A 16,389-nucleotide genomic window follows, 5' to 3' on the forward strand; every position below is an offset into this window, starting at 1 on the left:
ACGAGTATGGACCACGTTTACGACTTCCCGAGGGACTGTCGACAACCCTACCCCTTCTCCACCTCGTACCGCTTCAGCTTGCGCCATAGCGACACCCGGTCGATGCCAAGCATCTGCGCGGCGAGGGTCTGGTTGCCGCCGGCTTCCTGCAGTACCCAGGCGATGTAGTCCTGTTCCTGCTGCTCCAGGGTAGGGATGCGTCCGGCTTTTTTGCGGAAGGTACGGATGGCGAGCTCGCGCAGGTCGTCGGGCAGTTGCGCGGGATCGATGCTGTGGCCGCTGGCGATCGCGACGCCGCGCTCGATGATGTTTTCGAGCTCGCGCACGTTGCCGGGGAAATCGTAGGCGCGCAGCAGGTCGAGGGTGTCCGGGGCGATCTCGCTGACATCCTTGCCCATCAGTGCGGCATGCTTCGCCAGGAAATGGTGGGCGAGCAGGGGTACGTCTTCCTTGCGCACGCTCAAGGCAGGAATGTGCAGGTTGACGACGTTGAGGCGGAAGTAGAGGTCCTGGCGGAAGCCGCCATGCTTCACCGTATCCTGCACGTCGCGGTTGGTGGCGGCGATGAAGCGCGCGTCGATTTTGACTGACGCAGTGGCGCCCAGCGGCAGGACTTCCTTTTCCTGGATCACGCGCAGCAGCTTGACCTGCATGGTGGGCGACATTTCGGTGATCTCGTCCAAAAACAGGGTGCCGCCGCTGGCCGCTTCGAGCAGGCCTTTCTTGTCGGCGTGGGCGCCGGTGAACGCGCCCTTGATGTGGCCGAACAGTTCGTTGGCCAGCAAATCCTCGTTGAAGGCACCGCAGTTCACCGCCACGAAGGGGCCGGATTCGCGCCAGCTTTGGTGGTGCAGGTAGCGGGCGAAAAGCTCCTTGCCGGTACCGGATTCGCCGGTGATGAGGATGTTGCAATCGGTCGGCGCGACCTGCCGCGCCATGTCGAGGAGGTGCTGCATGTGCCGGTCCCGGGTGAGGATGCTCACCTTGCCCTGATCGCTTTCCGCCTGCTTTTTGAGATTGCGGCTTTCGCGCCTGTAGCGGATTTTTTCCAGTGCAGCGACCACCATCTGGCGCACCTCATCCGGGTGATAAGGCTTGGCAAGGTAGTGGAAAGCGCCCTGCTTCATCGCCGCGACGGCAGACGCCAGCGTGGCATGGCCGGTGACCAGGATGACCTCGGTATCGGGATGGTTTTCGCGGCAGCGCCTGAGGATCTGCAGGCCGTCCACCTTGTCCATGCGCAGCTCGGAGAGCGCCACGTCGAAAGGCTGTTTCTCCAGCAGGGCAAGCGCATTGCCGCCACTCTGGGTGGCGGTGACCGCGTAGCCCGCTTTTTTCATCAGCTGTTCGAGGTTTTTCAGGGCGACCTTTTCGTCGTCCACGATCAGAAGCCTGCCGCCCGTCATGCGCCCTCCGGTCATTCGTGCAGAAGACTGCAGAATGCCTGCAATTGTTGCAATTTGCAATTTACGCCAACCAATTGCAACACACGGGAAGAGAATGCCACTTAACCTAGATTTAACAATCCTCCGATATCCGCCCGGGACGGGCGCTCCCGGGGCAAACGGCCAAACAATTGCATTGTGCAACAGTCAGGAAACACTGCGCGGTGCTTGCTTTTCCATATTTCCCTGATTGTTCATACGTTTGGGCTGAAATACATCTACTGGCACGCTTGCTGCGTAAAGGAAGCGTTCAACAAGAACCCGCGCCCTGGAATGACCCACCCCGGCAAACAACGAACCGTACTGCTCGCCGTCCGCGAAGGGCATGTGGATCCGCGCCTGCTGACCTCGGCGCTGTCGCTTTGCCGCCGTCTCGAGGCCGACCTGGAGATCCAGGTCATCGCCGCCGGCGAAACGCCACCGGCCGAGATGGCCGACTTTCTCGATTCGCTGCGCGAGGCGGGCCTGCATTTCAGCCTGGACGTAAAACCCAGCCTGCGCCGGCGCGACCTGGTCGACTACGCCAACGCCCACGAGCACATCGCGGCGGTGGTGATCGACTCGCGCGAAGGCTGGGAAGCGCTGGCCCAGGACCGCAGCAGCGACCCGTGGAAGCATCTCGCCTGCCCGCTGGTGACCGCGGCGTCGCACGACAAGAAACCCACCTGATCCGACCGTAACCACCGACCAAAAAACATACAACCATGCCCGCCTTCCTGATCAAATTTCTGCCCTTCCTGCGCTGGTTCCCCATGAAGGGCGACGCGCTGAAAGCCGACTTCATGGCGGGCCTGACCGTGGCTCTGGTGCTGATTCCGCAGTCGATGGCCTACGCGCAGCTGGCCGGGCTGCCGGCGTATTACGGGCTGTATGCGGCTTTCCTGCCGGTGGCGGTGGCGTCCTTGTGGGGCAGCTCGAGTCAGCTCGGCACCGGACCGGTGGCGGTGGTCTCGCTGCTGACCGCATCGTCGCTGGCGGTGCTGGCGGCGCCGGGCTCCGACCAGTTCATCGCGCTGGCCATCATGCTGGCGCTGCTGGTGGGCATCATCCAGCTGCTGCTCGGCGTGTTCAAGCTGGGCGTGATCGTCAACTTCCTGTCGCATCCGGTCATCGTCGGCTTCACCAATGCAGCGGCCATCATCATTGCGCTGTCACAGGTGTCCAAGCTGTTCGGCGTGCCAATGGGCCGCAGCGAGCACTTCATCAACGACGTCGTCGGTGTGCTCCAACTGATCGGCGACACCCATCTGCCGACGCTGGCGATGGGCGCGCTGGCCATCGCCATCATGTGGAGCATCAAGAAATATGCGCCCAAACTGCCTGGGGTGCTGATTGCCGTGGTGGTGACGACGCTGCTGTCATGGTCGCTCGGATTCGAGCGCAACGCACCCGGCGCGCCTGCACAAATCGCCGATCCTGCATTGCTGGCAGTGGTGCAGCAAAGCATGGGGGCCGCCCAGCGGGTGGACGCGCTGAACAGACAGATCGCCGACAAATCGGCCGCGCTGAAAACAGCCGAAAAAACCGCGGGCGAATACAACATCGGCACCGTGCAAACGGAGGCTGAGCTGGCGCTGTTGCGGATCGACCTGCGCGATGCGGAAGCCGCATTCGCCAAGGAAAAGGCGGCACTGCGGCACCTGCAGGTGGTGCGCAGCACGGACGCGAGTGGCGCGACGCTGGCGATTTACCGGGCGGACGAGGCGCCGCCGGGCGTGACGCTGGATGAAACGTCCTACCGCCTGCGCAAGCTCAGCGCCAATGGCTTTCAGCTGGTGGGTGGCGGCGAGGTGGTGGGCGCCATTCCCGAGGGCCTGCCCAGCGTCAAGATGCCCAGCTTCAGTCTCGATGCGCTGGGTTCGCTGCTGTCGGCCGCGCTGGTGATTTCGCTGGTGGGTTTCATGGAGGCGATCTCGATCGCCAAAGCAGTTGCGGCCAGAACCCGGCAGCGTATCGATCCCAACCAGGAGCTGGTCGGCCAGGGCCTGGCCAATATAGTGGGCAGCTTTACCCAGGCCTTCCCGGTCTCGGGCTCGTTCTCACGCACGGCCGTCAACATGAATGCGGGTGCCAGAACCGGTATGAGTTCGGTGATCACCGCGCTGATCGTACTGGTCGCACTGCTGTTCCTCACCCCGCTGCTGTACCACCTGCCGCAGGCGGTACTGGCCGCCATCATCATCATGGCGGTGGTTGGCCTGGTGAACTTCAAGGCGGTGAAGCACGCCTGGCAGGCCAGCCGCCATGACGGCATCGCCGCCGGCGTCACCTTCATCGCCACGCTGGCCTTCGCCCCGCATCTGGACAAGGGCATCATGGTGGGCGCGGGCCTGGCGCTGGGCCTCTACCTGTATCGCACCATGTCGCCGCGCGTCGCCATTCTCGGCCGCTACAAGGACGGCACGCTGCGCGACCTCAGGGTGAATCCGGATCTGCCCACCAGCAAGCACGTGGTGGCGATCCGCTTCGACGGCTCGCTGTACTTCGCCAACGTCTCCTATTTCGAGGACGCGGTGCTGGAGGCCGCATCCAAAAACCCCGAGGCCAAATACATCCTGGTGGTGGGCGACGCCATCAACCAGCTGGATGCGTCCGGCGAAGAGGTCGTCCATCACCTGGTCGAGCGCCTGAAGAGTGCAGGGATCACCCTGGTGTTCAGCGGCCTGAAAAAGCAGGTACTGGATGTAATGCGTGCCACCGGACTGTTCGACGCGATCGGCCAGGACAAGATTTTTGCCACGGTCGACCAGGCGATTGCCGCGATTTACGAGCAGCTGGGTGAAAATGCGGCGGACGATCTTTTCTGTGCGGTGCCACCGGGACGGTAGGTTCTCTTGAACATGACAAACGGGCTTTTTTCCTACTTCGCCGATCCGGTCCAGTGGGCCTGGGCAGGGGTGATGTTCTGGCTGGTGCTGGGATTCGCGTCCCTGCTGCTGCAGCGCTCGCCGCACCTGCTGAGCCGGCTGGTGTTTCCGCTGGGCGCGCTGGGCGCGCTCTTCATCGCCGGTGTGGGCGTCGCCGGCCTGCTGCTACCGGCCTCCGCCGTGGTGCTGCCCATCGGCCTGCCCGACCTGCCTTTCCATCTGCGGCTGGATGCCCTGTCCGCCTTCTTCATGGTGCTGCTGGGCGGCGCCGCGTTCGGCATCACCGTGTATGCGTCCGGCTATTTCAAGAGCATGGCCGCCGGCCCGCTGGCGCTGCTGGCCTTGTGGTACCACCTGTTCCTCGGCGGCATGGTCACTGTGTTGCTGGCCGACGACGCCTACGCCTTCATGGTGGCGTGGGAAGTGATGGCGCTGTCGTCCTACTTTCTCGTCACCACCGACCACAAGGTTCCTGAAATCCGCCGCGCCGGCTTTCTCTATCTGCTGATTGCGCACGTCGGCGCGATCTCGCTGCTGCTCACCTTCGGCGTGCTGCAGGGTGGCCACGGCGACTACACCTTCGACACCATGCGACTGGCCGAGATGACGCCGTTCTGGGCCTCGGTCGCCTACCTGCTGGCGCTGTTCGGTTTCGGCGCCAAGGCGGGTATGGTGCCCCTGCACGTGTGGCTGCCTGAAGCCCACCCGGCCGCGCCCTCGCCGGTTTCCGCGCTGATGTCGGGGGTGATGCTGAAGACCGCCATCTATGGCCTGCTACGGGTGACCTTCGACCTGCTCAATATCCAGATCGGCTGGTGGGGCACACTGGCGCTGGCGCTCGGTTTGATTACTGCGCTGTACGGTGTGATCTTTGCCGCCGTGCAGTCGGACATGAAGCGCCTGCTGGCCTGGTCGTCGATCGAAAATATCGGTATCCTGCTCGCCGCCTTTGGCCTGACGCTGATCTTCTACACCGACGGAAAGGGCGCACTGGCTGCGCTGACACTTACCGCGCTGCTCTACCATGCGCTCAACCACGCTTTCTTCAAGGGCCTGCTGTTCGTTGGCACCGGTTCGGTTCTGCATGCCACCGGTGTACGCCACATGGGTCACCTGGGCGGGCTGATGCGCTTCATGCCGTGGACCGCCTGGCTGACCCTGATCGGCGCGCTGGCGATCGCCGGCCTGCCGCCCTTGAATGGTTTCGTCTCGGAATGGCTGCTGCTGCAGGCCTTCCTGCAGACGCCCGGCCTGACCCAGCCCTACCTCAACATGGTGATCCCGGTGGCCGCCGCCACCGTGGCACTGGCCGCGGCGCTGGCCGCCTATGTGATGGTGAAGTTCTTCGGCGTGGTCTTTCTTGGCCAGCCACGCGACCCGGTGCTGCATGAGGCGCACGAGGCCAGCTGGCCGGAGCGTCTGGGGATGCTATGGCTGGCAGCGGGCTGCGTGCTGCTGGGCCTGTTTCCCACCCAGGTCATCGGCTGGCTGGCACCGGTGGTGTCCCTGCTGACCGACCAGTCGCTGGTGAACGACGGCAACTGGCTGATGCTGGCACCCATCTCGGCGGAGCGCGCCAGCTACGCGCCGCTGATCTTCTTCGCCGTAGTGGCGACGGTGCTGCTGCTCACCTTCATCTGGGTACGCCGCGTCTATCACGGCCGGGTGCGCCGCAGCGATCCGTGGGATTGCGGCTATCCGGAACAGGACGCACGCATGCAGGACAGCGCCGAAGGCTTCGGCCAGCCGATCCGGCAGATTTTCGAAGTCTTCATGCGGGTGGAGCGGGAAACCCCCGATCCCTTCTCGCGTACCCCGCACTACCATGGCGCGTCGCTGGACAAGGCCTGGTTCATTTTCTACGCACCCATCGCGCGCGTGACGAACTGGCTGTCCGAGCAGGCCGGGCGGCTGCAGCACGGCCGTATCCAGTGGTACCTGATCTACAGCTTCGCCACCCTGATCTTCCTTCTGGTCTTTACAACACGATGAGCACCGGCATCCTTCTGCAACTCGCCCAGACCCTGCTGGCGATCCTGCTGGCACCCCTGCTGATGGGCTGGGTCAACCAGTGCCGCGCCTGGCTGCAGGGCCGCAGCGCGCCCCCCATCACCCAGCCCTACCGCACGCTGAAGAAGCTGTTCCACAAGGATGCGGTGATCGCGCACAACGCCTCGCCGCTGTTCCGCTTCGCGCCCTACATGATCTTTGCCTGCATGGCGCTGGCCGCGGGCATCGTGCCGACCGTCGTCAACGACCTGCCGTTCTCGCCCGCCGCCGATGTCATCGCGCTGGTCGGCATCTTCGCCCTGGCGCGGGTGTTCCTGGCGCTGGCGGCGATGGACATCGGCACCTCGTTCGGTACCCTCGGCGCGCGCCGCGAGATGCTGGTGTCCTTCCTCGCCGAACCGGCGCTGCTGATGGTGTTTTTCACCGCCAGTCTGATCTCGCAGTCCACCAGGTTGCCGGTGATCGTCGACACCCTGGCACATCAGGAGTTCGTCATCTACCCCAGCCTGGCGTTTGCGGCGGTGGCGTTCTGGATGATCTCGGTGGCCGAGAATGCGCGCATCCCGATAGACAATCCGAGTACCCACCTCGAGCTGACCATGATCCACGAGGCCATGATCCTGGAGTACTCGGCCCGCCACCTGGCGCTGATCGAGTGGTCGGTGGCGCTCAAGCTGTTCACCTATTCCGCACTCGGCATCGCACTGTTCCTGCCGTGGGGCATTGCGGCGCAGGGGGATATGGCGGCACTGCCGCTGGCACTGCTGATCATGATCGCGAAATTTCTGCTCGGTGGCGCCCTGCTGGCCTTCATCGAAACGATTTCGGCCAAGGTGCGCCTGTTCCGCGCACCCGAGTTTCTCGGTACCGCGTTTTTGCTGGCGGTGCTGGGCATGCTGCTTCATTTCCTGCTGGAGGTTTGACGTGATCGCAAGATGTAGGGTGCGCCATGCGCACCATGTGAACGGTGCGCATGGCGCACCCTACGGGAAATCATCATGAGCCTGACCTATCACCTGCAGATCGTCAACCTGCTGGCCGCCCTGCTGCTGCTGATTTCCTTCGCCATGCTGTCGCAGCGCCGCATCGCCGGGCTGATCACGCTGTTTGCCTGGCAGGGCGCGGCGCTGGCGGCATCCACCGCGCTGGTGGCCTGGTCCACCGGCCAGCATCACCTGTATTACTCGGCAGCGCTCACCCTGGTACTCAAGGTGATTGCCATGCCCTGGTACTTCTTCCGCATCGTCAAGAAGCTCGACGTCAGCCGCGACGTGGAACCGATGATCAACATCCCGACCACCATGCTGATCGGCATCGTGCTGGTGATTTTCGCCTTCAACCTGACGCAGCCCATTTCGGAGATGTCGGGCACTGTGATGCGGTCGACCCTGGGCATCGCCCTGGCCACCGTGCTGCTCGCCTTTTTGATGATGATCACGCGCAGCAAGGCGATACCCCAGGTGATCGGCTTTCTGGCGATGGAGAACGGCCTGTTCTTCGCCGCCACCAGCGCCACCTACGGCATGCCGCTGGTGGTTGAGCTGGGCGTAGCGCTGGATGTGATGGTGGGCGTGTTCGTGCTCTCCATCTTCTTCTTCCAGATTCGCGAGACCTTCGATTCGCTGGATCTGAAGCACATGGAAAAACTGAAAGAACGCTGAGATGGAAATTTATTGGCTACTCGGCATTCCGCTGACCGGCGGCATCTTCCTGGCACTGTGGGGCTGCCGGAAACATTCGCCGGAGATCAACACGCTGTTCAGCTTGCTGACGCTGCTGGCGGCCGCGCTGCTGACGCACCGCATCATCGAAAACGGTCCGATGACCGTCGGCGGCGGCTGGTTCTTCATCGACTCGTTCAACGTTTTCCTGGTCGCGCTGACCGCTTTCGTCGCCTTCACCACCGCCCTGTTCTCGCGTCCCTACATGCGCATCGAGCAGGAACATGGCAAGCTCAATGACAAGCGCCTGCGCCTGTATCACAGCAGCTACCAGATCTTCATCTTCGCCATGCTGCTGGCCTTGACCACCAACAACATGGGCATCCTGTGGGTGGCGATGGAAGCAGCCACGCTCGCCACCGTGCTGCTGGTTTCGCTGTACCGCACTCCGGCCTCGCTGGAAGCGGCGTGGAAATATTTCATCCTGTGCGGGGTCGGCATCGCACTGGCGCTGTTCGGCACCATCCTGCTCTACTTTGCGGCTGAGAAGGTGCTGGGCTCGGGCGGCACCGCGCTCTTGTGGACCCACCTGAACGGTGTCAAGACCGAGCTGGAGCCGACGGTGCTGTCGCTGGCCTTCGTCTTCCTGCTGGTCGGCTACGGCACCAAGGTGGGCCTGGCGCCGCTGCACAGCTGGCTGCCGGACGCCCACGCCGAAGGCCCGACGCCGGTGTCCGCCGTGCTCTCCGGCCTCCTGCTCAACGTCGCACTGTATGCGGTGATGCGCTCCAAGGTGCTGGTCGACGGCGCGCTCGGCAACGAGATGGCGGGCAACCTGATGATGGGCTTCGGCCTGCTGTCGGTGGTGGTCGCCGCCTTCCTGATCAAGCGCCAGACCGACGTCAAGCGCATGTTCGCCTATTCCTCGATCGAGCACATGGGCCTCATCACCTTCGCCTTCGGCATGGGCGGCGCGGTGGCGAACTTCGCCGCGCTCCTGCACATGACCATGCACTCGCTCACCAAGTCCGCCATCTTCTTCGCCGTCGGCCACGCCACGCAAAAAGCCGGCTCGCAGCTGATGGCCGACATCCGCGGCCTGATCAAGACCAATCCCACCATCGGCTGGGGGCTGATGCTGGGCACCGTCGCCATTCTTGGGGTGCCGCCGTTCGGCGTGTTCGCCAGCGAATTCCTCATCATCACCACCGCCATGCACGATCATCCCTGGGCTACGCCCTTCCTGTTGCTGGCGCTGGGCGTCGCCTTCGCTTCCATCTTCGGCAAGGTGCAACCGATGGTGTTCGGCGAGACCGAATCGGCGAAGCTACCCTACCAGCCCGCGCTGACGCCGGTGTTCCTGCATCTGGGCCTGGTGCTGATGCTGGGTCTGTTCATTCCGCCCTATCTCGCTGCCTGGTACCGGCAGGCGGCGCAGTTACTGGGTGGGTAATCGGGTAGGGTGCGCCATGCGCACCATTGAACGTAAATTGGTGCGCATGGCGCACCCTACGGAAGGCTGAAATGAAAATCGGCGAACACGACTGGCATCTCGACCCCCTCGGCAAGCACATCTGGCGCGGCCGCATGGAAGCCGGGCAACTGCTCGCGCTGGCACGTGTGGTCAAGGAAGAAGGCGGACAGCTCATTGCCCTGTGGGGCTCGGACAATCGCCACCTGGACCGCGGCTTCGCCATCCACGCCGCCCTGCTCACCAGCGCCGGGCTGGCCTGGGTGACCTGCGCCCTGCCGGATGAAGCGCCGGCCTACCCCGACCTCGCCCACATCTTCCCGCAGGCCGACCGCATGCAGCGCGCGACCTTCGACCTGCTCGGCATCGTGGCCACCGACGCAGTGGACGACCGCAAATGGCTGCGCCACGGCGCCTGGCCGGCGGATGTCTTTCCGCTGCGCAAGGACTTCGATGCGCGCCTGCCCGCCACCCACGACACCGACGCCTACCCCTTCATCCGCGTCGAAGGCGACGGCGTGCACGAGATCGCGGTCGGCCCGATCCACGCCGGCACCATCGAGCCAGGGCATTTCCGTTTTTCCGTCATCGGCGAACGCGTTCTGAGGCTGGAGCAGCGCCAGGGCTACACCCACAAGGGCACGGAAAAACGCTTCGAGGGGATGGACCTCGACACCGGCGCCAAACTCGCCGGGCGCGTCTCCGGCGACACCCACATCGCCTACGCCTGGGCCTACTGCATGGCGGTGGAAACCGCCACCGATAGCCAGGTACCCGACCGTGCCGTGTGGCTGCGCGCGTTGTTCCTGGAAATCGAGCGCATCGCCAACCACCTGGGCGACCTCGGCTACCTCGGCAACGACGTCGCGCTGAGCTTTGGGTTCATGCAGTTCTGGCGACTGAAGGAAGACTGGCTGCGGCTGACCGCAAAACTGTTCGACCACCGCTACCTGTTCGACTGCATCGTGCCGGGCGGCGTGGCAGTAGACATCGACGACAGTGGCCGCGTAGAGCTCACAGCCGAGGCCGACCGCATCGAGGCGGAAGTGCATTCGCTCAAGGCCATCTACGACGACCACGCCACCCTGCAGGACCGCTTCACCAACACCGGCGTCTGCAAGCCCGATCTCGCGGCGAGGCTCGGCCTCACCGGCCTGGCGGGCCGCGCCAGCGCGCAGGCCTGGGATGCCCGCGCCCAGTTTCCGCAGGCGCCCTACGACCAGCTCGACGTCAACATGGCTACGCAGCGCAGCGGCGACGTGCTGGCGCGCGCCGAGGTGCGCTTCAGCGAAATCCACGAATCGCTGCGCCTGATCCGCGACCTTCTCACTGGTCTGCCAGCGGGGAACATTCACGCCCCGCTCAAGCCGGTTCGAGACGTGTGCGAAGGCCTTGGCTGGGTGGAAAGCTGGCGCGGCGAAGTGCTGGTGGCGGTGCGCATCGGGACGGATGGCAAGCTCGACCGGGTGCATCCGCATGATCCGTCGTGGCAAAACTGGCCGTTGGTGGAAGTGGGAATACTCGGCAACATCGTTCCCGACTTCCCGCTCATCAATAAATCGTTCAACCTTTCCTACAGCGGACCGGATTTATGAGCCCGACCTGTAGGGTGCGCTCCGCGCACCATTTTTTGATTGTCGCGTGCGCATGGCGCACCCTACGAGACTTGTGAGAACCGCAACATGGCCACACACCTCATCCTGCAGAAGATCTTCAAGACTGGCTTCGTCTCCGAACCGGCGCCGCAGGCCGACCTCGCGCTGCGCACCCGCGAACAGGTGCTGCACGCTGAAATCCTCAAGATATTCGGCCAGTCGGTAGCAATCCGCCATGTCGACGCCGGCTCCTGCAACGGCTGCGAAATGGAAATCCACGCCCTCAACGGGCCGCATTACAACATCGAGGGCAGGGGCGTGAGGTTCGTGGCCAGCCCCCGCCATGCCGACCTGCTGCTGGTCACCGGCCCGGTCTCGCGCAATATGGAGGTGGCCCTGAAACGCGCCTACGACGCCACCCCGGAACCCAAGTGGGTGGTCGCCATGGGCGACTGCGGCTGCACCGGCGGAATGTTCGGCGAGAACTACGCCACGCGCGGAAAGGTCTCCAACGTCATTCCGATCGACGTCGAAGTGCCGGGCTGTCCGCCCACGCCGCTTGCCCTGCTGCAGGGCATCCTCGCCGCAGTCAGCAAGGGCCGCACGACAGCGTAAGCTGGGGCAAATCCTGCCAGGCCGGGCTATTCCTATTCCTTGGTCTTGGGTTTCCTGCCGGGACTGGCAGGCGGGATATAGCCCGACACCCGGTACAGCATGCCTTCGATCTTCTTGCCCTTGACGAATCGCGTCGAGTGGCACGCAATGATGTCCCCCCGTTTCGACAATTCGGACAGATAAAGACGCGCATCTTCCAGCGGGATGCATGTCGCTGCGGCGATCTCGGAATCGAGTTGCTCACCTCGCGTTTTCAGGTAGGTGTGGATTTTGTCCATAGGTGAGACTCCTTGGTTTGCTGGATGGGCAGGGCCTTGGCCGAGGCGGCTTTGGCCCAACGCAATTCGGCTCCTTCGCGCAAGCTGGCCACGATGGCTGGAAAGTCGAGCGGGAACTGATCGGCGAGCAGCGCCGCCTGCGCCTCCAGCTGTTGCCAGTCGATGGCACAGCCGGCTTCGTCAAAAGCGAAAGCAATATGATTGTCGCCGCCGGGAACAGTTCCCAGCTGCACCTGCCCGTCGAAGGCTTGGTTCAGAAAGGTCAGGTGCCTGGACCAGTACTTCCTGGGGCCGGCGAAATTGGCGACGAGCAGGCCGCCCGGGCGCAGCCGGCGTCGCGCCATCCGGTAGAAACCGCGACTGAGAAACGCCGGGGCGATGCCGTTGCAATCGAAGCCGTCCAGCAGCAGGACATCGGCGTCGCCTTCGGCCGCAGGCAGGTAATCGGCGGCGTCGGCCTGGACGATCGCCAGACGCGGGTCGTCGGGAATGTCGAACTCGCCGCGCAGCGTGATGACATCGGGATCCACCTCGACCACGGTCAGGCGCGCGCGCGGCAGATGGCGGTGACAGAACTTGGCCAGCGAACCGCCGCCCAGCCCGACCATCAGCACATGCCCCGGATCGGGCACGAACAGCAGGAAGGCCATCATCTTGCGGGTGTAGGCGAAATCGAGGGCGTAGGGTTCGTCGATGCGCATCGAGCTCTGGATGAAATCCAGGCCGAAAAGCAGTTGCCGCGTCTCGCCGTCGTCGATGATAAAAGGCCGGCTGTAACGGCCGGCCTGGATTTGTTCGTAAAGCCGCGCCGGGTCGCTGTGTACCGGTTCGAGCACGCGCACGGTGACGGCTGCACCCGCCACCCGGCCCGGCAGTTCCAGCAGCGGAGTGCTCGGGGACATGGCTTTATCGTTCATCGGCCTCTCTCGGGTGCGCCAGGGCGGTCAGCGGAGCTTGTGCGCGGGAGCCCATCGGGTTGGGGGGGGGGGGCCGGAGGCTGCAGGCGCATTCCGGCGACGCACGGAACGGTGCTTGATCCATTTAACGACCGCCATGCTACATGGCAATGAGATGGTAATCAAGTTATCATCGCATACACATCATGCGCACATCCAGGAGAGTCATGGAAAACCGTACCGCCAGAATGACGTTTCTGATCGATCCGAGAAAGAAGCAGCTCTTCGAGGAAATCTGCGCCCAGCAGGATCTCACCTCGTCGCAAGTGGTGCGCAAGCTGATTCAGCAATACATCAACGAGAACGCGGGATCGCGCGAGCTGCCCGAATGGATGACGGCGCCTGCCGCCAAGGCCGGAGACAAGCCGCAATGAAAGCCGCATCGCCAGGCAGCCCCCGCCGATGAGCCCCGACAGCCAGACCCTGCGTTTCATCCGGCATCGCATCCCGGCATTCGAGTGCGAACCCGGCTGCCATGACTGCTGCGGGCCGGTGACCGCGTCGGGCGAAGAGATGGCGAGGCTCCCGCGCAAGAGCGACGCCGAGCATGCGGCGGCGCTCGACGAATTAAGCTGCCCGCACCTGGGCAAAACAGGCTGCCAGGTCTATGCGGAACGTCCGCTGATTTGCCGCCTCTTCGGCACCACGCCGCGGCTCGCCTGCCCGCAGGGCAAACGCCCGGCATCCATGATCGCGCCGCACATCGAGCAGCAGATCTACCGCTATTTCGAGGTGACCCGTCATGTGCTGCTCTGATGAAGAATCCCGAAAGGCACGCGCGTGAGCAAGCAGCCGTTCTTCCACTGGGAGGGCGAGACGCTGGTGCTCAATGTTCTCGGCAAGCCCAGCGCAAAAGTGGATGCCATCGGCAAACCCAAGGGCCACCAGCTCAAGATCGGCGTCACCGCCGCCCCGGTCGCAGGCCGGGCCACCGATCACATGGTGCGTTTTCTGGCGGGTGCGTTCGGCGTGGCGACGGCCGACATCGAGGTTGTTTTCGGCCGCATGAATGTGAACAAGCAGCTGCGCATCAAGTCTCCCAAAAAGCTGCCCGCGGTCTTTGGGCAGCAGGAGATGTTCTGACCGTTGTCGGAGCATCCGCAGGGGGTAGGCCGTGCTTGATCGCTAACGCGTCAGACCCGCATAGAGAAGCGGGAGCTTTTCCGGCAGCCGCTCGACGTGATCGACCACCATGTAGTTCTTCTGCCCGAAGATGCGCGAGACGTAGTTGTCGGCGCGCGGGTCGAGACTCATGCAGTAGGTGGTGACGCCTTCGCGGGCGACTTCCTCGACCGCCTTCTTGGTGTCGTAGCGCAGGTACTGCGGGTCGCGCACGTCGATGTCGGCCGGCTCGCCGTCGGTGATCACGATCAGCAGCTTCTTCGCCGAGCGCTGCAGCTTCAGATAGTGACCGGCGTGACGGATCGCCGCGCCCATGCGGGTCGAGAGCTGGCCGGTCATGCCGGCGAGCTTGGCCTTGGGCACTTCGTCCCAGTGCTGGTCGAAGTCCTTGAAGCGGGTGTACTCGACATCGTGGCGGCCGTCGGAGCAGAAGCCGTGGATGGCGAACGGATCGCCCACCTTGCTGATCGCGTCGGCCAGGAGCACGCAGGCCTGGCGCGTCAGGTCGAGCACGCTGTATTCCTGATCCTGCACCGCCTCATTGGTCGATTCGGACAGGTCGAGCAGCACCAGAATCGAGAAATCGCGCGTCTTGCGCACGCTGCGCATCATGATGCGCGGATCGGGCTGGTTGCCCATGCGGATGTCGATAAAGCTCTCGATCGCCGCGTTGATGTCGATCTCGTCGCCGTCCTCCAGCTTGCGCATGCGCTGCACGCCTTGCGGCTGCATCGCGTCGAGCAGGAATTTCATGCGATGGATTTCGCGCTTGTACCTGGCGGTGATGTCGTCGATGACCTGCAGGTCGCCGAACTTGGGGCGCTTTTCCTGCACTGTCGCCCACGCCGGACGTTCCAGCTGGATCTGGTAATCCCACTCGGAATAATAAAAAGGCTCGGACCGCGGCTCCTTGCCCTCCATCTCGTTCCAGCTCTTGCCCATATCCTCATAGGGAAAGAGCTCGGTGGAGAGCACCCAGATTTCCTCGGCATCGTCGCCTGCACCCTCGACCTCGACCTCGTTGATCATTTCCATCAGGCTGACCTGTTTGCGAACCTGATTGATGGTATCGAAGCCGGCATTGGCAGCCTTGTCGAAATCGAATTCCTCGAATTCCCAGAAATAGCGGTTGTCATCCCGGTAAGGCGCGGTGAGGAGATCGGTACGCGGGTTGAACGGAATCTTTTTCTGCTGAAGGCTGTGCGCGAGTTGCACACCGACTTCCCATGAAGTCTGGTTGTCATCGAGCTTGTCCTGCGCAGTGGCGAACAATGCACGGCCCTCGGCAATCCACGGATCGCTGTCCCGATAAGCATCGTCCAGCAGCGCACGCGCCAAACGATCGAGGTAATCGCCTGCTGTCCTGTCCATCGCGGGCGTGATGGTGTGCAGCTTGCACCAGAGTTGTTTCAGACCCGGAAAGCGGCGGATCGCCAGGGTTTCCACCCGTGCATCCTCAATCACGGAGATCACCGCCATCTGCATCGGGTTGAGCGCCTCGGCAGAAATCGGCTGGCGAGTTTCGACCATATGCGCGGCGCAGTGCGCCGCGGTGGCACGATAGAGCTCGATGCCGGGGACCGGCTCCTGCCCCTCGACGCTGAAGTCGTCGAAGGCATCCGGCAGATGCAGCAGGTAATCTTCAATGTAAGGCCGATAGCCTTGGCGCGCCTCGAAGTCGCCCGAGGTCGGGCGCATGAAAAAGTCGCGCGCCCACAGCGCGCGCAGATACATGTTGATGCGGCGCTGCACATCGATCAGCAGCGTGCCCTTGCGCTCTTTTTGCAGCATCGCCATCGATTCTTTCGATTCGAGGCTGAAGTAATTAATCTGCTCTTCGTAGTTGGTGCGGTGCGCGTGTGCGCCCCACAGCGCCCAGCGCCGCAGGCCGCCCAGGGTCAGGTTCTGGAACAGCACTTCGAGCTTGTCGAGCATCGGTCGCACGCCGCGCGGCGCCTGCGCAATCAAGGTGTTGATGAACTGCAGGTACTTGAGGAAAAGCTCGGGATCGCCCAGCCGGTTGGCCGCGGTCGGCGCCGTGGCGAGCAGCAGTTCGATCACCGCACCCGAGGTTTTCGAGGCCAGCATCAGCGCTGCGGTGGCGAGATCGGCCACCACGTCTTCGCCTACTTCCTTGGCCACCTGCGGCGCCTGTTCGATCCATGTCTCGACCAGCGAGTCGCCGCGACCGAGTCCGCGGATGGCCGACACGCCCTTCAGGTAATTGTCCAGGCCGCGCGGCGAAAAAACCTTGGTTGCATCATGCCAGGCGGCATTGAGCGCTTCACGGGTGTGCGGCGACAGGTCTTCCAGCAGTTCATTGTAGTCAGCGAGATTGATCGACATGTAACGTCCTTTCGCGAAGCACC

At 63.5% G+C, this 16,389-nt stretch carries 15 protein-coding genes; 11 read left to right on the forward strand and 4 right to left on the reverse strand.

Annotated elements, in window-relative coordinates:
* Positions 1 to 47: 47 nt before the first annotated feature.
* Complete coding sequence (locus ACZ41T_RS08405) at positions 48 to 1,421, reverse strand: sigma-54-dependent transcriptional regulator (protein ID WP_464920948.1); 1,374 nt, start codon at positions 1,419 to 1,421, stop codon at positions 48 to 50.
* Between the two features lie 297 nt (positions 1,422 to 1,718).
* On the opposite strand from ACZ41T_RS08405, the gene ACZ41T_RS08410 reads away from it, so the two are divergent.
* The 8 genes from ACZ41T_RS08410 to ACZ41T_RS08445 all read left to right on the forward strand — a co-directional run bounded on the left by ACZ41T_RS08410 (position 1,719) and on the right by ACZ41T_RS08445 (position 11,664).
* On the forward strand, positions 1,719 to 2,114 hold the full coding sequence (locus ACZ41T_RS08410) for a hypothetical protein (protein ID WP_464920949.1): 396 nt from the start codon (positions 1,719 to 1,721) through the stop codon (positions 2,112 to 2,114).
* Positions 2,115 to 2,149: 35 nt separating this feature from the next.
* Entirely contained in the window at positions 2,150 to 4,273 is a 2,124-nt protein-coding gene (locus ACZ41T_RS08415; protein ID WP_464920950.1) for a SulP family inorganic anion transporter, read from the forward strand.
* A 12-nt stretch (positions 4,274 to 4,285) separates the two neighbouring features.
* Positions 4,286 to 6,304, forward strand: a complete 2,019-nt coding sequence (hyfB, locus tag ACZ41T_RS08420) for a hydrogenase 4 subunit B (protein WP_464920951.1) — start codon at positions 4,286 to 4,288, stop codon at positions 6,302 to 6,304.
* On the forward strand, positions 6,301 to 7,245 hold the full coding sequence (locus ACZ41T_RS08425) for a respiratory chain complex I subunit 1 family protein (protein ID WP_464920952.1): 945 nt from the start codon (positions 6,301 to 6,303) through the stop codon (positions 7,243 to 7,245). Before hyfB ends, ACZ41T_RS08425 begins: the two co-directional genes overlap by 4 nt.
* A 75-nt stretch (positions 7,246 to 7,320) precedes the next feature.
* Complete coding sequence (locus ACZ41T_RS08430) at positions 7,321 to 7,983, forward strand: formate hydrogenlyase (protein WP_464920953.1); 663 nt, start codon at positions 7,321 to 7,323, stop codon at positions 7,981 to 7,983.
* 1 nt (position 7,984) lies between these two features.
* Positions 7,985 to 9,436: a hydrogenase 4 subunit F gene (locus ACZ41T_RS08435; protein WP_464920954.1), complete on the forward strand. Its 1,452-nt coding sequence runs from the start codon at positions 7,985 to 7,987 to the stop codon at positions 9,434 to 9,436.
* A gap of 71 nt (positions 9,437 to 9,507) precedes the next feature.
* On the forward strand, positions 9,508 to 11,049 hold the full coding sequence (locus ACZ41T_RS08440; protein WP_464920955.1) for a hydrogenase large subunit: 1,542 nt from the start codon (positions 9,508 to 9,510) through the stop codon (positions 11,047 to 11,049).
* Positions 11,050 to 11,136: 87 nt separating this feature from the next.
* Positions 11,137 to 11,664 (forward strand): NADH-quinone oxidoreductase subunit B family protein, encoded by a 528-nt coding sequence (locus tag ACZ41T_RS08445; RefSeq protein WP_464920956.1) that lies wholly within the window; start codon positions 11,137 to 11,139, stop codon positions 11,662 to 11,664.
* 32 nt (positions 11,665 to 11,696) lie between these two features.
* Here the strand turns inward: ACZ41T_RS08445 and ACZ41T_RS08450 are convergent, their stop codons facing one another.
* Entirely contained in the window at positions 11,697 to 11,942 is a 246-nt protein-coding gene (locus ACZ41T_RS08450; protein ID WP_464920957.1) for an ArsR family transcriptional regulator, read from the reverse strand.
* A complete protein-coding gene (locus ACZ41T_RS08455; RefSeq protein ID WP_464920958.1) occupies positions 11,918 to 12,844 on the reverse strand; it encodes a spermine/spermidine synthase domain-containing protein in 927 nt (308 codons plus the stop codon). Before ACZ41T_RS08455 ends, ACZ41T_RS08450 begins: the two co-directional genes overlap by 25 nt.
* A 221-nt stretch (positions 12,845 to 13,065) precedes the next feature.
* On the opposite strand from ACZ41T_RS08455, the gene ACZ41T_RS08460 reads away from it, so the two are divergent.
* The 3 genes from ACZ41T_RS08460 to ACZ41T_RS08470 are packed head-to-tail and all read left to right on the forward strand — an operon-like array spanning position 13,066 to position 13,981.
* Entirely contained in the window at positions 13,066 to 13,272 is a 207-nt protein-coding gene (locus ACZ41T_RS08460) for a CopG family transcriptional regulator (protein WP_464920959.1), read from the forward strand.
* A gap of 28 nt (positions 13,273 to 13,300) precedes the next feature.
* On the forward strand, positions 13,301 to 13,654 hold the full coding sequence (locus ACZ41T_RS08465; RefSeq protein ID WP_464920960.1) for a YkgJ family cysteine cluster protein: 354 nt from the start codon (positions 13,301 to 13,303) through the stop codon (positions 13,652 to 13,654).
* Between the two features lie 24 nt (positions 13,655 to 13,678).
* Positions 13,679 to 13,981 (forward strand): DUF167 domain-containing protein, encoded by a 303-nt coding sequence (locus tag ACZ41T_RS08470; RefSeq protein ID WP_464920961.1) that lies wholly within the window; start codon positions 13,679 to 13,681, stop codon positions 13,979 to 13,981.
* A 42-nt stretch (positions 13,982 to 14,023) separates the two neighbouring features.
* Here ACZ41T_RS08470 and ACZ41T_RS08475 read toward each other — a convergent pair whose 3' ends face one another.
* On the reverse strand, positions 14,024 to 16,366 hold the full coding sequence (locus ACZ41T_RS08475) for a nitric oxide reductase activation protein NorD (RefSeq protein WP_464920962.1): 2,343 nt from the start codon (positions 16,364 to 16,366) through the stop codon (positions 14,024 to 14,026).
* Positions 16,367 to 16,389 lie beyond the last annotated feature (23 nt).

Source organism: Thiobacillus thiophilus, assembly GCF_055378705.1.